General features: G+C 58.9%; 22 protein-coding genes and 1 pseudogene. 13 read left to right on the top strand and 10 right to left on the bottom strand.

Going from position 1 to position 17,910, the window contains the following annotated elements:
- Nucleotides 1-151: 151 nt before the first annotated feature.
- The 3 genes and pseudogenes from IC37_RS07695 to IC37_RS07685 all read left to right on the top strand — a co-directional run.
- Nucleotides 152-547 (top strand): hypothetical protein, encoded by a 396-nt coding sequence (locus IC37_RS07695; RefSeq protein WP_030128017.1) that lies wholly within the window; start codon nt 152-154, stop codon nt 545-547.
- A complete protein-coding gene (locus IC37_RS07690; RefSeq protein ID WP_030128016.1) occupies nt 540-1,916 on the top strand; it encodes an aspartate ammonia-lyase in 1,377 nt (458 codons plus the stop codon). Before IC37_RS07695 ends, IC37_RS07690 begins: the two co-directional genes overlap by 8 nt.
- A 9-nt stretch (nt 1,917-1,925) precedes the next feature.
- A pseudogene (locus IC37_RS07685) lies at nt 1,926-2,256 on the top strand (ZIP family metal transporter); the annotation flags it as partial.
- Nucleotides 2,257-2,485: 229 nt separating this feature from the next.
- On the opposite strand, the gene IC37_RS07680 reads toward IC37_RS07685, so the two are convergent.
- From IC37_RS07680 to IC37_RS07635, 10 genes are all read right to left on the bottom strand, one after another.
- Nucleotides 2,486-2,761, bottom strand: coding sequence for an HPr family phosphocarrier protein (locus IC37_RS07680; protein ID WP_030128014.1), 276 nt, complete (start codon nt 2,759-2,761; stop codon nt 2,486-2,488).
- Nucleotides 2,762-2,776: 15 nt separating this feature from the next.
- Nucleotides 2,777-3,634: an RNase adapter RapZ gene (gene rapZ, locus IC37_RS07675; RefSeq protein ID WP_007901528.1), complete on the bottom strand. Its 858-nt coding sequence runs from the start codon at nt 3,632-3,634 to the stop codon at nt 2,777-2,779.
- A 2-nt stretch (nt 3,635-3,636) separates the two neighbouring features.
- Nucleotides 3,637-4,101, bottom strand: a complete 465-nt coding sequence (gene ptsN / locus IC37_RS07670) for a PTS IIA-like nitrogen regulatory protein PtsN (protein ID WP_030128013.1) — start codon at nt 4,099-4,101, stop codon at nt 3,637-3,639.
- A 12-nt stretch (nt 4,102-4,113) separates the two neighbouring features.
- Nucleotides 4,114-4,422 carry a ribosome hibernation-promoting factor, HPF/YfiA family gene (hpf, locus tag IC37_RS07665; protein ID WP_003178005.1) on the bottom strand — a complete coding sequence of 103 codons (309 nt, stop codon included), beginning with the start codon at nt 4,420-4,422 and terminating at the stop codon, nt 4,114-4,116.
- A 79-nt stretch (nt 4,423-4,501) separates the two neighbouring features.
- Nucleotides 4,502-5,995 (bottom strand): RNA polymerase factor sigma-54, encoded by a 1,494-nt coding sequence (locus tag IC37_RS07660; RefSeq protein ID WP_030128012.1) that lies wholly within the window; start codon nt 5,993-5,995, stop codon nt 4,502-4,504.
- Between the two features lie 186 nt (nt 5,996-6,181).
- Nucleotides 6,182-6,907: an LPS export ABC transporter ATP-binding protein gene (gene lptB, locus IC37_RS07655; RefSeq protein WP_030128011.1), complete on the bottom strand. Its 726-nt coding sequence runs from the start codon at nt 6,905-6,907 to the stop codon at nt 6,182-6,184.
- Nucleotides 6,907-7,455, bottom strand: a complete 549-nt coding sequence (lptA, locus tag IC37_RS07650) for a lipopolysaccharide transport periplasmic protein LptA (RefSeq protein WP_030128010.1) — start codon at nt 7,453-7,455, stop codon at nt 6,907-6,909. The genes lptB and lptA overlap by 1 nt, the downstream gene beginning before the upstream one ends.
- Nucleotides 7,442-8,014 carry an LPS export ABC transporter periplasmic protein LptC gene (gene lptC / locus IC37_RS07645; protein ID WP_030128009.1) on the bottom strand — a complete coding sequence of 191 codons (573 nt, stop codon included), beginning with the start codon at nt 8,012-8,014 and terminating at the stop codon, nt 7,442-7,444. Before lptC ends, lptA begins: the two co-directional genes overlap by 14 nt.
- A gap of 7 nt (nt 8,015-8,021) precedes the next feature.
- Nucleotides 8,022-8,546: an HAD family hydrolase gene (locus IC37_RS07640; protein WP_030128008.1), complete on the bottom strand. Its 525-nt coding sequence runs from the start codon at nt 8,544-8,546 to the stop codon at nt 8,022-8,024.
- A complete protein-coding gene (locus tag IC37_RS07635) occupies nt 8,547-9,521 on the bottom strand; it encodes a KpsF/GutQ family sugar-phosphate isomerase (RefSeq protein WP_030128007.1) in 975 nt (324 codons plus the stop codon).
- Between the two features lie 276 nt (nt 9,522-9,797).
- Between IC37_RS07635 and IC37_RS07630 the strand changes: the two genes are divergently transcribed.
- The 10 genes from IC37_RS07630 to hisC all read left to right on the top strand — a co-directional run bounded on the left by IC37_RS07630 (nt 9,798) and on the right by hisC (nt 17,759).
- Complete coding sequence (locus tag IC37_RS07630; protein WP_030128006.1) at nt 9,798-10,607, top strand: ATP-binding cassette domain-containing protein; 810 nt, start codon at nt 9,798-9,800, stop codon at nt 10,605-10,607.
- Nucleotides 10,607-11,404, top strand: a complete 798-nt coding sequence (mlaE, locus tag IC37_RS07625; protein ID WP_008008628.1) for a lipid asymmetry maintenance ABC transporter permease subunit MlaE — start codon at nt 10,607-10,609, stop codon at nt 11,402-11,404. The genes IC37_RS07630 and mlaE overlap by 1 nt, the downstream gene beginning before the upstream one ends.
- Entirely contained in the window at nt 11,404-11,871 is a 468-nt protein-coding gene (gene mlaD / locus IC37_RS07620) for an outer membrane lipid asymmetry maintenance protein MlaD (RefSeq protein ID WP_007901560.1), read from the top strand. The genes mlaE and mlaD overlap by 1 nt, the downstream gene beginning before the upstream one ends.
- Nucleotides 11,872-11,882: 11 nt before the next feature.
- Nucleotides 11,883-12,536 (top strand): phospholipid-binding protein MlaC, encoded by a 654-nt coding sequence (locus IC37_RS07615; RefSeq protein ID WP_030128005.1) that lies wholly within the window; start codon nt 11,883-11,885, stop codon nt 12,534-12,536.
- The gene (locus tag IC37_RS07610) at nt 12,533-12,838 is read left to right on the top strand and encodes a lipid asymmetry maintenance protein MlaB (protein ID WP_030128004.1); all 306 of its coding nucleotides are present in this window, start codon (nt 12,533-12,535) and stop codon (nt 12,836-12,838) included. The genes IC37_RS07615 and IC37_RS07610 overlap by 4 nt, the downstream gene beginning before the upstream one ends.
- A 114-nt stretch (nt 12,839-12,952) precedes the next feature.
- A complete protein-coding gene (locus IC37_RS07605) occupies nt 12,953-13,192 on the top strand; it encodes a BolA family protein (RefSeq protein WP_030128003.1) in 240 nt (79 codons plus the stop codon).
- Between the two features lie 22 nt (nt 13,193-13,214).
- Nucleotides 13,215-14,480, top strand: a complete 1,266-nt coding sequence (murA, locus tag IC37_RS07600; protein WP_008070575.1) for a UDP-N-acetylglucosamine 1-carboxyvinyltransferase — start codon at nt 13,215-13,217, stop codon at nt 14,478-14,480.
- A 126-nt stretch (nt 14,481-14,606) separates the two neighbouring features.
- Nucleotides 14,607-15,242 carry an ATP phosphoribosyltransferase gene (gene hisG, locus IC37_RS07595; protein ID WP_007901570.1) on the top strand — a complete coding sequence of 212 codons (636 nt, stop codon included), beginning with the start codon at nt 14,607-14,609 and terminating at the stop codon, nt 15,240-15,242.
- 124 nt (nt 15,243-15,366) lie between these two features.
- Nucleotides 15,367-16,704: a histidinol dehydrogenase gene (gene hisD / locus IC37_RS07590; RefSeq protein WP_030128002.1), complete on the top strand. Its 1,338-nt coding sequence runs from the start codon at nt 15,367-15,369 to the stop codon at nt 16,702-16,704.
- A gap of 2 nt (nt 16,705-16,706) precedes the next feature.
- Nucleotides 16,707-17,759, top strand: coding sequence for a histidinol-phosphate transaminase (gene hisC / locus IC37_RS07585; protein WP_030128001.1), 1,053 nt, complete (start codon nt 16,707-16,709; stop codon nt 17,757-17,759).
- The last annotated feature ends 151 nt before the right edge of the window (nt 17,760-17,910 follow it).

Below are 17,910 nucleotides of genomic sequence, written 5' to 3'. Positions count from 1 at the left end.
GAAGAGGCCATTACATTCGACATCTGCGTCGGCTGGTACACCGCTTTCGCGAGCAAGCCCGCTCCCACAATAAATCTCCATGGATGGTCACGCTTGTTTTGTTTCTCATTATCATTTAATAATAAATCTCATTACCGAATGAGCCCGGATCATGAGTTCTGCCTTGCACGAGCAGCCTTACCTCGAAAGCTGGCGCTGGATGAGTCGCCAGATCCGTTGCGCCATGGACCCTGACGAGCCGCGCCTTATCGAGCATTATCTGGCCGAAGGCCGGTATCTGGCGTGTTGCACGGCCACCTCTCCCTGGACCATCGCCGAAACCTCTTTCCGCTTATTGCTCGACACCGCCGCCGATGTCGCACTGCCCTGGCACTGGCGCAGCCTGTGTCTCGACCAGGCCTGGCGGCCGTTGCGCGATCTCGAACGACAATCACTCTGCGGCTGCCGCCTCAAGCGCTGGCAAAGCTATGCCTGGCAACTGGCGACCTGCGAGTTGCAACCTTCGATTCCTCTCATAGAACTGGTGCAAGGATCTCCTGATGAATAACACACGTATCGAACGCGACAGCATGGGCGAGCTGCAAGTCCCGATAGACGCCCTTTACGGCGCACAAACCCAGCGCGCGGTGGATAACTTCCCGATCAGCGGCAAACCGATGCCCGTGCAGTTCATCCGCGCGCTGATTCTGGCCAAGGCCGCCGCCGCCCGAGCCAACGTCGAGCTCAAGCAGATCAGCGAATCCCAGGGCAAGGCCATCGTCGATGCGGCTCAAGGCCTGCTCGAAGGCGACTTCATGCAGCACTTCCCGGTGGATATCTTCCAGACCGGTTCCGGCACCAGTTCCAATATGAACGCCAACGAAGTGATCGCCACCCTGGCCGGCCGCTTGTTGGGCGAGGCGGTGAATCCCAACGATCACGTCAATTGCGGTCAGAGCAGCAACGACATCATCCCGACCACCATCCATGTCAGCGCCGCATTGAGCTTGCATGAGCAGTTGCTGCCGGCGCTGGTGCATCTGGTGCAGGTGATCGAGCGCAAGGCCGAGCAGGTTCATCCGTTCGTCAAAACCGGGCGTACCCATTTGATGGACGCCATGCCGGTGCGCATGAGTCAGGTGCTCAATGGTTGGGTGCAACAGCTCAAGGCCAATATCGGTCACTTGCAGGATCTGCTGCCGAGCCTGCAATCGCTGGCCCAGGGCGGCACGGCGGTGGGTACCGGAATCAATGCCCATCCAGAGTTTTCGGCGCGTTTCAGCCAGCAACTCAGCCAACTGACCCAGGTGCGGTTCACGCCGGGCAAGGACCTGTTTGCGCTGATCGGCTCGCAGGACACGGCGGTCAGCGTTTCAGGGCAGCTCAAGGCCACGGCGGTGTCCTTGATGAAAATCGCCAACGACCTGCGCTGGATGAATTCCGGCCCGTTAGCCGGGCTCGGTGAAATCGAGCTAGAAGCCTTGCAGCCCGGCTCGTCGATCATGCCCGGCAAGGTCAACCCGGTGATCCCGGAAGCTACCGCGATGGTCGCTGCTCAGGTGATCGGCAACGACACGGTGATCACCGTCGCCGGTCAGTCGGGCAACTTTGAGCTGAACGTCATGCTGCCGATCATCGCCCAGAACCTGCTGAGCAGTATCGAGTTGCTGGCTAATGTCAGCCGTCTGCTGGGCGACAAGGCTATTGCCAGCTTCAAGGTCAACGAGGCACGGCTCAAGGAAGCGCTGTCGCGCAATCCGATTCTGGTCACTGCACTCAACCCGATCATTGGTTACCAAAAAGCCGCTGAGATTGCCAAGAAGGCTTATCAGCAGGGTCGGCCGGTGATCGATGTCGCCCTGGAGCATACCGACCTGACGCGCAGCCAACTGGAAGAATTGCTCAACCCAGAGAAGCTCACCGCAGGCGGCGTGTAATCACTGCCTATGAGCACTGAAACGCTGGCGGTCAGAAGTGGACGAATGTTTCGTTATGCACTGGGATCGTTGTTATTGCTGGCGGGCATGACGTTATTGGCTGTTCAAGGGCTGAGCTGGCTGGACCTCGAACCGAAACTGCAACGCGCCCTGCAAGGCGGGGCGATTTGCGCCTTGGGTACGGCTTTGGGCGCGGTGCCTGTGCTGGTGATTCGGCAGATGCCTCAGGTAGTCAGCGACATATTGCTCGGTTTCGGAGCCAGGGTGATGCTCGCCGCGACGGCGTTTCCGCTGATCGTGCCGGGCATTGCCGCGGCCGAAAACCTCGGGCTGACCCTTGGGGCTGCTGATCGGGTTTTGTCTGATGATGGTGATGGATTCGGCGTTGGCTTGAGGTGTGCCGGCTTAGTGAAAAGGTGCTTTTGTGGCGAGGAGCTTGCTCCCGCTCGGCTGCGGAGCAGTCGTAAAATCAGCGAATGCGGTTATGTTTGGTGTACAGGGGGGGCAATTTTTGGGCCGCTTCGCAGCCCAGCGGGAGCAAGCTCCCTCGCCACAAGAGCCCGCGCTGTTTATTCGCCTTCGTCGAAGTAGTTGTTGATCAGCGCCACCAGTGCATCCAGCGCTTCCTGCTCCTGTTCGCCTTCGGTACTCAGGTGGATTTTGGTGCCCTTGCCAGCGGCCAGCATCATCATGGCCATGATGCTTTTGCCGTCTACCACGGATTCTGGCGTGCGTCCTACCCTGATCGTGCAATCCTTGAACTGACCAGCGACGCCAACGAATTTTGCAGACGCGCGGGCGTGCAGGCCCAGCTTGTTGATGATTTCGATTTCCAGAGCAGGCATCGCGATGTGAATCCTTTAGCTGAGGTCGCGGTGGCGGACCTGGACGTTCTTCAGGGTTTTTTGCAGGACCTGACCCAGACGTTCGGTCAGGTAGACTGAGCGGTGATGCCCGCCGGTGCAGCCAATGGCAATGGTGACATAGGCGCGGTTGCTGGCGGCAAAACGGGGCAGCCACTTGAGCAGGTAGGAGGAAATGTCCTGGAACATCTCTTCGACGTCCGGCTGTGCCGCCAGGTACTCGGCCACCGGTTGATCGAGCCCGGACTGCGCTCGTAACTCCGGTTTCCAGTAAGGGTTGGGCAGGCAGCGCACGTCGAACACCAGATCGGCGTCCACCGGCATGCCCCGCTTGAACCCGAAAGATTCCACCAGGAACGCAGTACCGGGCTCCGGCTGATTCAACAGGCGCAGCTTGATGGTATCGCGTAGCTGATACAGGTTCAGATTGGTGGTGTTGACCTTGAGGTCGGCCAGATCTGCGATAGGCCCCAGCAGATTGGTTTCGTCCTGTATCGCCTCCGCCAGCGAGCGATTGGCGCTGCTCAGCGGGTGACGACGGCGAGTTTCCGAAAAGCGTTTGAGCAAGGTTTCTTCGTCGGCGTCCAGGTACAGCACATCGCACTGGATATGCCGGCCGCGGACTTCTTCCAGCAGTTCGGGAAACCGTGACAGGTGGCTCGGCAAGTTGCGTGCATCGATGGACACGGCCACCAGCGGTTGTGCCAGTTCGGTGTGAATCAGCGCGCGTTCCGCCAGTTCCGGCAGCAAGCCGGCAGGCAGGTTGTCGATGCAGTAATAGCCGTTGTCCTCGAGCACATCGAGGGCGGTGCTTTTACCTGAGCCGGAGCGGCCGCTGACGATGATCAGGCGCATGATTAGTGACCGTTTTGCTCGTCCAGGACAACCTGATACAAGGCTTCGTTGCTCGGGGCGCTGCGCAGTTTTTCACGCACTTCCTTGCGATCAAGCATGCTGGCGATCTGGCGGAGCAATTCCAGGTGTGCATCGGTGGCAGCTTCCGGGACCAGCAGCACGAACAGCAGGTCAACCGGGGCACCGTCGATGGCGTCGAAATCGATAGGGGCTTCCAGGTGCAGCAGCGCACTGATTGGCGAGTTGCAACCTTTGAGCCGGCAATGGGGGATGGCGATGCCGTTGCCGAAACCGGTAGAACCGAGTTTCTCACGGGCAATCAGAGCCTCGAAGACGTCCTGCATTTCCAGATCCGGCACTTCGCGGTGGATAAGGTTGGCAATTTGCTCGAGGGCTTTCTTTTTACTGCCACCCGGCGCGTTCACTTGGGAACGGCCGGGGGTCAGGATGGTTTCTAGTCGGATCATGGGTTGGGAGTGTTAACGACCGGTCGCGCCCTGGAGGAGGCTCTGGGTCTTTTCCTTATGCTTTTTGAGTTGGCGATCCAGCTTGTCGGTCAGCAGGTCGATGGCGGCATACATGTCCGTATGCTCGGCATTGGCGACCACTTCTCCGCCGGGAATATGCAGCGTGGCTTCGATCTTCTGCAGCAGTTTTTCGACGTTCATCGTGACTTGCACATTGGTGATCTTGTCGAAATGCCTCTCCAATCGGTCGAGTTTTTCGCCGATGTAGGTGCGCAGGGGTTCGGTCACTTCCAGTTGGTGTCCACTGATGTTGACTTGCATACAGCTTCTCCTTCGTTGCCAGTGCATAAAGCGGCAGGCAGAAGCGCCTGCCACTGGAACGCTGTGGCGAGCCCGGCGGCTACATCAACCGCTTCCGTTCGCTGGAAGGCGCGATCCCCAGGGATTCGCGGTACTTGGCGACGGTGCGACGGGCTACCTGAATGCCTTGTGCCTCCAGTAAACCAGCGATCTTGCTGTCACTCAACGGCTTTTTCTGATTTTCCGCGGCAACCAGTTTTTTGATGATCGCGCGGATCGCCGTGGACGAGCATTCACCGCCTTCGGAGGTACTGACGTGGCTGGAAAAAAAGTATTTCAGTTCATAGATGCCCCGTGGGGTATGCATGAACTTTTGCGTGGTCACCCGTGAAATCGTCGATTCGTGCATGCCCACCGCTTCGGCGATGTCGTGCAGTACCAGCGGTTTCATGGCTTCGTCGCCGTATTCAAGAAAGCCGCGCTGATGCTCGACAATCTGGGTAGCCACTTTCATCAGGGTTTCGTTGCGGCTTTGCAGGCTCTTGATGAACCAGCGAGCTTCCTGCAGCTGATTGCGCATGAAGGTGTTATCAGCGCTGGTATCGGCGCGGCGCACAAAACCGGCGTATTGGGCGTTGACCCGCAGGCGTGGCACCGACTCCTGGTTCAATTCCACCAGCCAGCGCTCGTTGTCCTTGCGCACGATCACGTCGGGAACGACGTATTCGGCTTCAGTGGACTCGATCTGTGAGCCCGGGCGGGGGTTGAGGCTCTGGACCAGTTCGATGACCTGGCGCAGTTCGTCTTCCTTGAGTTTCATGCGGCGCATCAGCTGGCTGTAGTCGCGGCTGCCGAGCAGGTCGATGTAATCGGTGACCAGGCGCTTGGCTTCGGCCAGCCAAGGGGTCTTGGCGGGCAGTTGACGCAGTTGCAGCAGCAGGCATTCACCAAGGTTGCGGGCGCCGATGCCCGCGGGTTCGAATTGCTGGATGCGGTGCAGGACGGCTTCGATTTCGTCCAGTTCGATGTCCAGTTCCGGATCGAACGCATCGAGGATTTCCTCGAGGGTTTCGTCCAGGTAGCCCTGATTATTGATGCAATCGATCAGGGTCACGGCGATCAGGCGATCGGTGTCAGACATCGGTGCCAGGTTCAGTTGCCAGAGCAAATGGCTTTGCAGGCTTTCACCGACCGATGTGCGGGTGGTGAAATCCCACTCGTCGTCATCGTTGCTCGGCAGGCTGCTGGCGCTGGTCTGGTAGACGTCTTCCCAGGCCGTGTCGACGGGCAATTCGTTGGGAATGCGCTCGTTCCAGTCGCCTTCCTCGAGGTTATCCACCGTCGGGGCGGTTTCCTGGTAGGAGGGTTCCTGAATGTCGGCGTTGGGTTTCTGTTCGGCGCTATCGGCCAAGGGGTCGGCGTTATCGAAGTCGTCGCCTTCTTCCTGGCGTTCGAGCATCGGATTGGACTCCAGGGCCTCCTGGATTTCCTGTTGCAGGTCCAGGGTCGACAATTGGAGCAGGCGGATGGCCTGTTGCAGCTGCGGTGTCATCGTCAGCTGCTGGCCCATTCTCAAGACTAGCGATGGTTTCATGGCAGGGGCTTAACACCTTAATTCGCCGGCGCACATGCGCCATCCACTACAGGGCGCCGAAGCGCCAAACATAAGCAAATTATATGCCTGAAACTGAAGTGTTTGCCTAGAGTGCTGTAACAATAAAAACTTATTGATTTTTTACTATTACAGCGCTGTGGGCGACTGGGCCAGGCACCTCAGCGCTTACAGCCGGAACTCATGGCCCAGATACACTTCCTTGACCAGTTCGTTGGCCAGGATGGTGGCGGAGTCACCTTCGGCGATCAACTGGCCGTCGTTGACGATGTAAGCGGTTTCACAGATATCCAGGGTTTCGCGGACGTTGTGGTCCGTGATCAGCACACCAATGCCTTTGGCCTTGAGGTGATGGATGATCTGCTTGATGTCGCCCACCGAAATCGGGTCTACGCCGGCGAAGGGTTCATCGAGGAGGATGAATTTCGGGTTGGTAGCCAGGGCCCGGGCGATTTCCACACGGCGGCGTTCACCACCGGACAGGCTCATGCCGAGGTTGTCGCGGATGTGGTGGATGTGAAATTCCTGCAGCAGGCTTTCCAGTTCTTGGCGACGGCCGGCCTTGTCGAGTTCCTTGCGGGTCTCGAGGATGGCCATGATGTTGTCGGCCACCGACAGTTTGCGGAAGATCGACGCTTCTTGCGGAAGATAGCCGATACCCGCCTTCGCACGACCGTGCATCGGCTGGTGGCTGACGTCCAGGTCATCGATCAGTACGCGGCCCTGATCGGCCTGTACCAGGCCGACAATCATGTAGAAACAGGTGGTTTTACCGGCGCCGTTAGGGCCAAGCAAGCCGACGATCTGACCGCTGTCGATGGACAGGCTGACGTCGCGCACGACCTGACGGCTCTTGTAGCTCTTGGCCAGATGCTGAGCTTTCAGAGTTGCCATTACTGGGCCTTTTGCTCGTCGGTTTTCTTCTTCGGCTGGATCACCATGTCGATGCGAGGACGCGCCTCGGTGACCTTGTTACCTGTGGCGCGACCGGCGCTCGCAAGCTTTTTGACCGTGTCGTAAACGATTTTCTCGCCTTGGGTGACGTTGTTGTCTTTGTCGATGACTTTGGCGCGATCGATCAGAACGACACGGTTTTGCGAGGCGTGGTACTGGATAGTGACGCCGTAGCCCTGAACCGGCTTGGTATCGCCTGCCGTTTGCAGTTGCTCGAAGTAGGCGAGGTTGCCCACCGAAGTCACCACGTCGATGTCGCCGGCCGGAGTGCGGGTGATGGTCACGGTGTTGCCGGTGACCTTCATCGAGCCCTGGGTGATGATCACGTCACCTTTATAGGTGGCAACGCCATTCTTGTCGTCCAGTTGGGCATCGTCGGCCTGAATGCGGATAGGCTGCTCTTGATCGTTCGGCAGAGCCCAGGCGCTCACGCTTCCCAGTGCTGCGCCCAGACTGAGCAAAATAGGGAGAGTTTTAACGAGCCTCATACTGTCCTCTTACGTTCGATAGCAGGTGTATCCTGCTTTCTTTCAAGTACGCTTTCATTCCGTTGCCTGTCGATACACCGCCAGCGCCATCGATTCTAACGGGTTGATCGGTTTGCGCATATTGCTGCTGCGGGAACACTGTCATACGGGTGGTGGTAATCAGGGTCTTGCGGTTTTTTTCGTCGAAACGCGTGATACGTACCGAGTCAATCAGCTCGACCTGAGTGCCATCCGGGTTGACTTCGCCGCGCTCGCTCTGAACGTGCCAGGGGAATTCGGTGCCACGGAACAAGTTCAGGTCAGGATTGGTCAGCAGCGTCACTTCAGTGGCTTTCAGGTGTTCGACCTTGTCCGACGTCATCTCGTATTGCAGTTTGCCGTCGGGCAGGTATTGCACGCTGTGGGCGTTGACGGCGTAATAGTCGATCGCGCTTTCATCGACCTTCACCACCGGCTTGTCGAGGAAGCGTTCCGGGCTGATGTTCCAGTAGCCGACCGCTGCAAAAATCGCTGCGATGCAACCAAACACCAGGATGTTGCGAATTTTTTTGCTCAGCATGATGGGCTCACAGGTACGCGGCGTTGGCCGCATCGAGGCGGCCCTGGGCGCGCAGGATCAATTCGCAGAATTCGCGAGCGGCACCCTCGCCACCGCGAGCCTGGGTGATGCCGTGGGCGTGTTCGCGCACGAAACTGGCAGCGCTGGCCACCGCCATGCCAAGGCCGACGCGGCGAATCACCGGCAGGTCTGGCAGGTCGTCGCCGAGGTAAGCCACTTGTTCATAACTCAGGTTGAGTTGGGCAAGAAGCCCGTCGAGCACTACCAGTTTGTCTTCTCGGCCCTGGAACAGATGTGGAATGCCGAGGTTCTTCGCGCGCCGTTCGACCACCGGCGTTTTGCGGCCGCTGATGATCGCGGTTTGCACACCGGCAGCCATCAACATCTTGATGCCCTGGCCATCGAGGGTGTTGAAAGTCTTGAATTCGCTACCGTCTTCAAGGAAGTACAAACGCCCGTCGGTCAGTACGCCATCGACGTCGAATACCGCCAGTTTGATCTGTTTGCCACGTTGCAGCAGGTCCGTGCTCATTTAGATTACTCCCGCACGCAGCAAGTCGTGCATGTTCAAGGCGCCGACCGGGCGATCTTCGCTGTCGACCACTACCAGTGCATTGATCTTGTGGTCTTCCATGATTTTGAGCGCCTCGGCGGCGAGCATTTCGGCGCGGGCGGTCTTGCCATGGGCGGTCATGACTTCGTCAATGGTCGTGCTGTGAATATCAATGGTGCGGTCCAGAGTGCGTCGCAGGTCGCCGTCGGTGAAGATCCCGGCGAGTTTCCCATCCGTGCTCAGTACGACGGTCATGCCCAACCCCTTGCGGGTCATTTCCATCAAGGCATCCTTGAGCAGCGTGCCGCACGTCACTTGCGGCAACTCGGTGCCGGCATGCATGACGTTTTCCACTTTCAGTAGCAAGCGGCGGCCAAGGGCACCACCCGGGTGGGAAAAAGCGAAGTCTTCAGCGGTAAAACCGCGAGCTTCAAGCAAGGCAACGGCGAGAGCATCACCCATGACCAGCGCAGCGGTGGTCGACGAAGTAGGTGCCAGATTCAGCGGGCAGGCTTCGTGTTCGACGCTTACATTGAGGTTGACTTCCGCGGCCTTGGCCAGCGGCGACTCGGGGTTGCCAGTCAGGCTGATCATTTGAATGCCCTGGCGCTTGATCAGCGGTAGCAAGGTGACGATTTCGTTGGTGGACCCGGAGTTCGACAGCGCCAGAATGATGTCATCGCGGGTGATCATGCCCATGTCGCCATGGCTGGCCTCGGCCGGGTGCACGAAGAAAGCCGTGGTGCCGGTGCTGGCCAGGGTGGCGGCAATCTTGTTGCCGATATGCCCCGATTTGCCCATGCCGACCACGACCACGCGGCCTTTGCTGGCCAGAATCATCTCGCAAGCACGTACGAAATCTGCATCGATATGGGGCAGCAAGCCTTGTACGGCTTCCAGTTCGAGGCGGATGGTACGTTGTGCTGATTGAATCAGGTCGCTGGATTGGTTCATGTCGGAAATCGAATAGCCTGATGAAAAGGCGGCGATTATAACGGTAATGATCAAAACCCTCACGCAAGTTCGTCGCGGTTTGTCATTCCTTGTTACCGAATCTCTCTAAATAGATGATTTCAGGCGGTCATGATGCTGAACGTGCCCAGCTTGGGCCTTGGGCGCTTGGCCTTTGCAGTGATATAGTTCGCCGCCAGTTCGGCCTGCCCGGGGAGGTATGTGCTTTCGCCAGAAAGCCAGGCGTCCGAGTGAGAGGCTGCATCGCAAGGAGTTTAGATGAGCGCCGATAACGCCTACGCGGTCGAGCTGAAGGGACTGACCTTCAAGCGCGGTACGCGCAGCATTTTCAATAACGTCGATATTCGCATCCCGCGCGGCAAGGTCACCGGCATCATGGGGCCTTCCGGGTGTGGCAAGACCACGCTGTTGCGGCTGATAGGCGCACAACTGCGCCCCACCAGCGGCGAAGTCTGGGTCAACGGCCAGAACCTGCCAAGGTTGTCGCGCAGCGATCTGTTCGATGCGCGCAAGCACATGGGTGTGTTGTTTCAAAGCGGCGCGCTGTTTACCGATCTTGATGTGTTCGAGAACGTTGCCTTTCCGCTGCGTGTTCATACCGGGCTGCCGGAAGAAATGATCCGCGACATTGTCCTGCTCAAGTTGCAGGCTGTGGGCCTGCGTGGTGCCATCGACCTGATGCCTGACGAATTGTCTGGCGGCATGAAGCGTCGCGTCGCGCTGGCCCGGGCAATTGCTCTCGATCCGCAAATCCTCATGTACGACGAGCCCTTTGTCGGCCAGGACCCGATCGCCATGGGCGTGCTGGTACGCCTGATCCGCCTGCTCAACGATGCGCTGGGCATCACCAGTATCGTGGTCTCCCACGATTTGGCCGAAACAGCGAGTATCGCCGACTACCTCATTGTGGTGGGCGACGGGCAAGTGTTGGGCCAGGGCGCGCCCAAGGATTTGATGAAATCGGATGAGCCACGTATTCGTCAGTTCTTGACAGGCGAACCCGATGGTCCGGTCGCATACCACTTTCCAGCGCCGGATTACCGCGCAGATCTTCTGGGGAAGCGCTGATGCGCAAGATTTCACTGATAGAAAGAGTGCGCCGCTTCGGCTACGCCGGCATCGATGTGCTGGCGGTATTCGGGCGTTCGGCGTTGTTCCTGTTTCATGCCTTGCTCGGTCGTGGCGGCATCGGCGGCGGTTTTGGCCTGCTGGTCAAGCAACTGCATTCGGTAGGCGTGATGTCCCTGGTGATTATCGTCGTCTCCGGGGTATTCATCGGCATGGTGCTGGCCCTGCAGGGCTTCAACATTCTGTCCAGCTACGGTTCGGAGCAGGCCGTCGGGCAGATGGTTGCGCTGACGCTGCTGCGTGAACTGGGCCCGGTGGTCACGGCCTTGCTGTTCGCCGGGCGCGCTGGTTCGGCGCTGACCGCCGAAATCGGCAACATGAAGTCCACCGAGCAATTGTCCAGCCTGGAAATGATTGGGGTCGACCCGCTCAAATACATCATTGCCCCGCGCCTGTGGGCCGGCTTCATTTCCCTGCCGGTGCTGGCGATGATTTTCAGCGTGGTGGGTATCTGGGGCGGTTCGTGGGTGGCCGTCGACTGGCTGGGTGTCTATGAAGGCTCCTACTGGTCGAACATGCAAAACAGCGTGACGTTTGTCGACGATGTGCTCAACGGCATTATCAAAAGCATCGTTTTTGCCTTCGTCGTGACCTGGATCGCCGTATTCCAAGGCTATGACTGCGAGCCCACTTCCGAGGGGATCAGTCGTGCCACTACCAAGACCGTGGTGTATGCCTCTTTGGCTGTACTCGGCCTGGACTTTATTCTGACCGCCTTGATGTTTGGAGATTTCTGATGCAAAACCGCACCCTGGAAATCGGTGTCGGCCTTTTCTTGCTGGCTGGCATCCTGGCTTTGCTGTTGCTTGCGTTGCGGGTTAGTGGTCTGTCCCCGAGCGCAACCACCGAAACTTATAAACTTTATGCGTATTTCGACAATATCGCCGGTTTGACGGTCAGAGCTAAAGTGACCATGGCCGGTGTGACCATTGGCAAGGTCACGGCGATCGATCTGGACCGCGACAGCTTCACCGGTCGGGTGACCATGCAACTGGAAAAGCGTGTAGATAATCTGCCGACTGACTCCACTGCATCTATCCTGACCGCTGGCCTGTTGGGTGAGAAATACATCGGTATCAGCGTGGGCGGGGAAGAAACCCTGCTCAAGGAGGGTGGAACCATCCACGACACGCAGTCGTCGCTGGTGCTCGAGGACCTGATCGGTAAATTTCTGCTCAATACCGTTAGCAAAGACGCTAAATGAGGAGCTTTTGAATGATCTCTATATTGCGACGTGGCCTGTTGGTAATACTCGCGGCCTTGCCGTTGATGGCTAACGCCGTAGCGGCGCCTTCCGCGCATGATCTGATACAGGACACCACCAATCGGATGTTGGCGGATCTTGCCGCCAACAAAGAAAGGTACAAGCAGGACCCGCAGGACTTTTATACGGCGCTGAATACCATCGTCGGGCCTGTGGTGGATGCCGAAGGTATTTCCAAAAGCATCATGACGGTCAAGTATTCACGCAAGGCCACACCCGAGCAGATGCAGAAGTTTGTCGAAAACTTCAAAAGGGGTCTGTTCCAGTTCTATGGCAATGCCCTGCTGGAGTACGACAACGAGAGGATTGACGTTGACCCTCCCAAGGACGAATCGGGAGACCGTACCAGCGTTGGCATGAGGGTAAAAAGCAGCAGTGGCGCGGTCTACCCTGTGTCTTACACGCTCGAAAAGATCAATGGCGAGTGGAAACTGCGCAACGTGATCATCAATGGCATCAATATTGGCAAGCTGTTCCGCGATCAGTTCGCTGATGCAATGCAGCGCAATGGCAACGATCTGGACAAAACCATCAACGGTTGGGCCGGGGAAGTCGCCAAAGCCAAGGAAGCCACCGAAAAATCTACCGAGAACCAAACCCAATGATTGAGTCGGCCATTCGCATGAGCGAAGCCGGCGAGCTGCTGCTCAGTGGCGTGCTGGATTACCGCACAGGCCCGAATCTGCGCGAGCAGGGGCAGGCGCTGATCAAGTCCAGTAACGCGGCAGCGCTGGTGGTCGATTGCTCCGCAGTGGAGAAGTCCAGCAGCGTCGGCTTGTCGCTGTTGCTGTGCTTCATGCGCGATGCTCAGGCGGCCGGCAAGGCTCTGAGCATTCGTGCGATGCCCGAAGATATGCGTGAAATCGCTCAGGTCAGCGAACTGACCGAGCTGTTGGCGCATCCCTGAACCGCATCTATAAAGAAGCCCCCCGTCAGAGTCCTGCCTCGCGGGGTTCGCAGGCGCGGGGCTTTTTTGTATGATGTCCGACCCGCGCGCACAGGGCGCCGATTGAGGTTGAGCATGCAGGCCGTAGAAGTGAAGAGCTTCCTTGAAGGAAAGCTGCCCGGAACGTTGGTAGAAGTTGAGGGCGAAGGCTGCAATTTCCAGCTGAACGTGATTAGCGATGAACTGGCGACGTTGAGCCCGGTGAAGCGCCAGCAGCAGATCTATGCCCATTTGAACCCATGGATCACCGATGGCAGCATCCATGCGGTCACTATGAAATTTTTCAGCAGCGCGGCCTGGGCCGAGCGCACCTGAGCCCAAGGGCGTCGAGATTCTTATGGATAAATTGATTATTACCGGTGGCGCTCGTCTTGATGGCGAGATCCGCATCTCCGGGGCAAAGAACTCTGCCCTGCCGATCCTGGCTGCAACCCTGCTGTGCGATGGTCCGGTTACCGTTGCCAACCTGCCGCACCTGCACGACATCACCACCATGATCGAGCTGTTCGGTCGTATGGGCATTGAGCCGGTGATCGACGAGAAGCTCAGCGTCGAAATCGACCCACGCACCATCAAGACCCTGATCGCGCCGTACGAACTGGTGAAAACCATGCGTGCCTCGATCCTGGTGCTGGGCCCGATGGTTGCCCGTTTCGGCGAAGCCGAAGTCGCACTGCCTGGCGGTTGCGCCATCGGTTCGCGTCCGGTCGACCTGCACATCCGTGGCCTTGAAGCCATGGGCGCGGTGATCGATGTCGAAGGCGGCTACATCAAGGCCAAGGCCCCTGAGGGCGGCCTGCGCGGTGCGCACTTCTTCTTCGACACCGTCAGCGTGACCGGTACCGAGAACATCATGATGGCAGCCGCTCTGGCCAAGGGCCGCAGCGTGCTGGCCAACGCCGCCCGCGAGCCTGAAGTCGTCGACCTGGCGAATTTCCTGAACGCCATGGGCGCCAAGGTTTCCGGTGCTGGCACCGACACTATCACCATCGATGGCGTCGAGCGTCTGCACACCACCACTTACAAAGTGATGCCTGACCGTATCGAGACCGGCACCTACCTGGTGGCGGCAGCGGTCACCGGCGGGCGTGTGAAGGTCAAGGACACCGATCCGACCATCCTTGAAGCCGTCCTGGAAAAGCTCCGCGAGTCGGGCGCTGAAATTACCTGCGGCGAAGACTGGATCGAGCTGAACATGCACGGCAAGCGGCCGAAAGCCGTCAACGTGCGGACCGCTCCGTACCCGGCGTTCCCGACTGACATGCAGGCGCAGTTCATCTCCCTCAACGCCATTGCCGAAGGCACTGGTGCGGTGATCGAGACAATCTTCGAAAACCGCTTCATGCACGTTTACGAACTGCACCGCATGGGCGCTCACATCCAGGTCGAAGGCAACACCGCCATCGTCACCGGCATCGAAAAGCTCAAGGGCGCGCCAGTGATGGCCACCGACCTGCGTGCTTCGGCCAGCCTGGTGATTTCGGCGCTGATCGCTGAAGGCGATACCCTGATCGACCGCATCTACCACATCGACCGTGGTTACGAGTGCATCGAAGAGAAACTGCAGATGCTCGGCGCCAAGATCCGCCGCGTACCGGGCTAGTTTCTGCTGCATGGGCACAGGGACGTGTCCGTTGATTTGTTGAAGTCGAGCCTGTTTCAGGCTCGATGTGTGTCCGGCGCCATTTGCGACCGGGCATGAGTACCTTGATAAGGACTGACGTTTCCCATGTTGACCATCGCACTGTCCAAGGGCCGCATCCTTGACGACACCCTGCCGCTTCTGGCTGAAGCGGGCATCGTGCCGACCGAGAATCCGGACAAGAGCCGCAAGCTGATCATCCCCACGACCCAGGCCGATGTGCGCTTGCTGATCGTGCGTGCCACCGATGTGCCGACCTATGTCGAGCATGGTGCCGCCGACCTGGGCGTCGCCGGTAAAGACGTGCTGATGGAATACGGCGGCCAGGGGCTGTACGAACCGCTGGATCTGCGAATTGCCCTCTGCAAGCTGATGACCGCCGGCCGTGTCGGCGATGTCGAGCCCAAGGGCCGTCTGCGGGTGGCGACCAAATTCGTCAACGTCGCCAAGCGTTACTACGCCGAGCAGGGCCGTCAGGTCGACATCATCAAGCTCTACGGCTCGATGGAGCTGGCGCCGCTGATCGGTCTGGCGGACAAGATCATCGACGTGGTCGACACCGGGAACACCCTGCGTGCCAATGGCCTGGAACCCCAGGATTTCATTGCCGACATCAGCTCCCGGCTGATCGTCAACAAAGCTTCGATGAAAATGCAGCACGCCCGTATCCAGGCGTTGATCGACACCCTGCGCAAGGCAGTGGAGTCTCGACACCGCGGCTGATTTACCTGCGCGACCTTGAGTCGCGCCGTCTATCCGCCTCATAGCCAGAATTCTCAGGTGCCCAAGCGGATCGGACAGTAGCTTCGGGCGCCTGAGTTTTTGCCATTCCTATGAGGCTCTCGCTATGACCGCACCGACTGCAATTCGCCGACTCAACGCTGCTGACCCGGATTTCGCACATCATCTGGATCATCTGCTGAGCTGGGAAAGTGTGTCTGACGACTCGGTCAATCAGCGGGTGCTGGACATCATCAAGGCTGTACGCGAGCGTGGCGACGCGGCGCTGGTGGAATTCACCCAGAAGTTCGACGGCCTGCAAGTCGCCTCCATGGCAGACCTGATCCTGCCACGTGAACGCCTGGAACTGGCATTGACCCGGATTACCGTGCCTCAGCGTGAAGCCCTGGAAAAAGCCGCGGCCCGCGTGCGCAGCTACCACGAAAAACAGAAACAGGATTCCTGGAGCTACACCGAAGCTGATGGCACGGTGCTGGGCCAGAAGGTCACGCCACTGGATCGCGCCGGTCTGTATGTGCCGGGCGGCAAGGCGTCGTACCCGTCTTCGGTGCTCATGAACGCGATTCCGGCCAAGGTGGCGGGCGTGACCGAAGTGGTCATGGTCGTGCCGACGCCGCGCGGCGAAATCAACGAGCTGGTGCTGGCCGCGGCCTGCATTGCCGGGGTTGACCGGGTGTTCACCATCGGCGGCGCCCAGGCAGTTGCGGCGCTGGCTTACGGCACCGAAAGCGTGCCGAAGGTCGATAAGGTTGTCGGCCCGGGCAACATCTATGTCGCCACCGCCAAGCGCCACGTGTTCGGTCAGGTCGGCATCGACATGATCGCTGGCCCGTCGGAGATCCTCGTCGTGTGTGACGGCCAGACCGATCCGGACTGGATTGCCATGGACCTGTTCTCCCAAGCCGAGCATGACGAAGACGCCCAAGCGATTCTGGTCAGCCCGGACGCCGAGTTCCTCGACAAGGTCGCAGCGAGCATCGCTAAATTGCTGCCAACCATGGAGCGCGCCGAGATCATCGAAACTTCGATCAATGGTCGCGGTGCGTTGATCAAGGTTCGCGACATGGAACAAGCCATCGAAGTCGCCAACCGTATCGCGCCAGAACACCTGGAGTTGTCGGTTGCCGATCCGCAGGCCTGGTTGCCGCAGATTCGTCATGCCGGCGCGATCTTCATGGGCCGTCACACGTCCGAAGCTTTGGGCGATTACTGCGCTGGCCCGAACCACGTGCTGCCAACCTCCGGCACCGCGCGTTTCTCTTCGCCGCTGGGTGTTTACGACTTCCAGAAACGCTCGTCGATTATCTTCTGCTCCGAGCAGGGTGCCTCCGAACTGGGCAAAACCGCTTCTGTGCTGGCCCGTGGCGAGTCGCTGACCGCTCACGCGCGGAGCGCCGAATACCGCATCGTTGACGAAGACTTTTTTCAAGGGCAGGGCAACTGAGCATGAGTAAATTCTGGAGTCCCTTCGTCAAGAGTCTGGTGCCTTACGTGCCGGGTGAGCAGCCGAAGCTGGCGAAACTGGTGAAGCTCAACACCAACGAAAACCCATACGGTCCATCGCCCAAAGCATTGGCCGCGATGCAGACCGAACTGAATGATAACCTGCGTCTGTACCCGGACCCGAACAGTGACCTGCTCAAGCAGGCTGTTGCCAATTACTACGGTGTGCAGGGCAATCAGGTGTTCCTCGGCAACGGTTCCGATGAAGTCCTGGCACACATTTTCCACGGTTTGCTGCAACACGATCAGCCGCTGCTATTCCCGGATATCAGCTACAGCTTCTACCCGGTTTACTGCGGGTTGTATGGCATTGAGTTCGACGCGGTGCCGCTGGATGAACAGTTCCAGATCAATCCGGCGGACTACGCCAAGCCGAACGGCGGGATTATTTTCCCTAACCCGAACGCGCCGACCGGTTGCCTGTTGGCGCTGGACGCGGTTGAGCAAATCCTCAAGGCCAGCCCGGATTCTGTGGTCGTGGTGGATGAGGCTTACATTGATTTCGGTGGTGAAACGGCGATCGCGCTGGTGGACCGTTATCCGAACCTGTTGGTGACTCAGACCCTGTCCAAGTCCCGCTCGCTGGCAGGCCTGCGGGTTGGTCTGGCGGTCGGGCATCCGGACCTGATCGAGGCGCTGGAGCGGATCAAGAACAGCTTCAACTCTTATCCGCTGGATCGTCTGGCGATTGTCGGGGCAGCGGCGGCGTTCGAGGATCGCGAGTATTTCGACAAGACCTGCCGGTTGGTCATCGAGAGTCGCGAGAAGGTGGTCGCGCAGCTGGAAGCGAAAGGGTTTGAGGTGTTGCCATCGGCGGCGAACTTCATTTTCGCGCGTCACCCGAAGCACGATGCGGCAGGGCTGGCGGCGAAGTTGCGCGAACAGGGCGTCATCGTTCGGCACTTCAAGCAAGAGCGGATTGCCCAATTCCTGCGGATTTCCATCGGCGCGCCGGAGCAGAATCAGGCACTGATCGACGGCCTCGGCAACCTCTAACACCCCCCGGCCTGATCGTTCCCATGCTCCGCGTGGGAATGCATCCCGTGACGCTCCGCGTCACAGTGGACGCAGAGCGTCCATGGCGGCATTCCCACGCAGAGCGTCACTAGTGTCCGGTAAAAACCGAAGGGGGAGCTTGCTCCCCCTT

The sequence above is a fragment of the Pseudomonas sp. QTF5 genome, from assembly GCF_000512695.2.
Classification (GTDB): Bacteria; Pseudomonadota; Gammaproteobacteria; order Pseudomonadales; family Pseudomonadaceae; genus Aquipseudomonas.
This window is presented reverse-complemented; position numbering and strand designations above follow the sequence as displayed.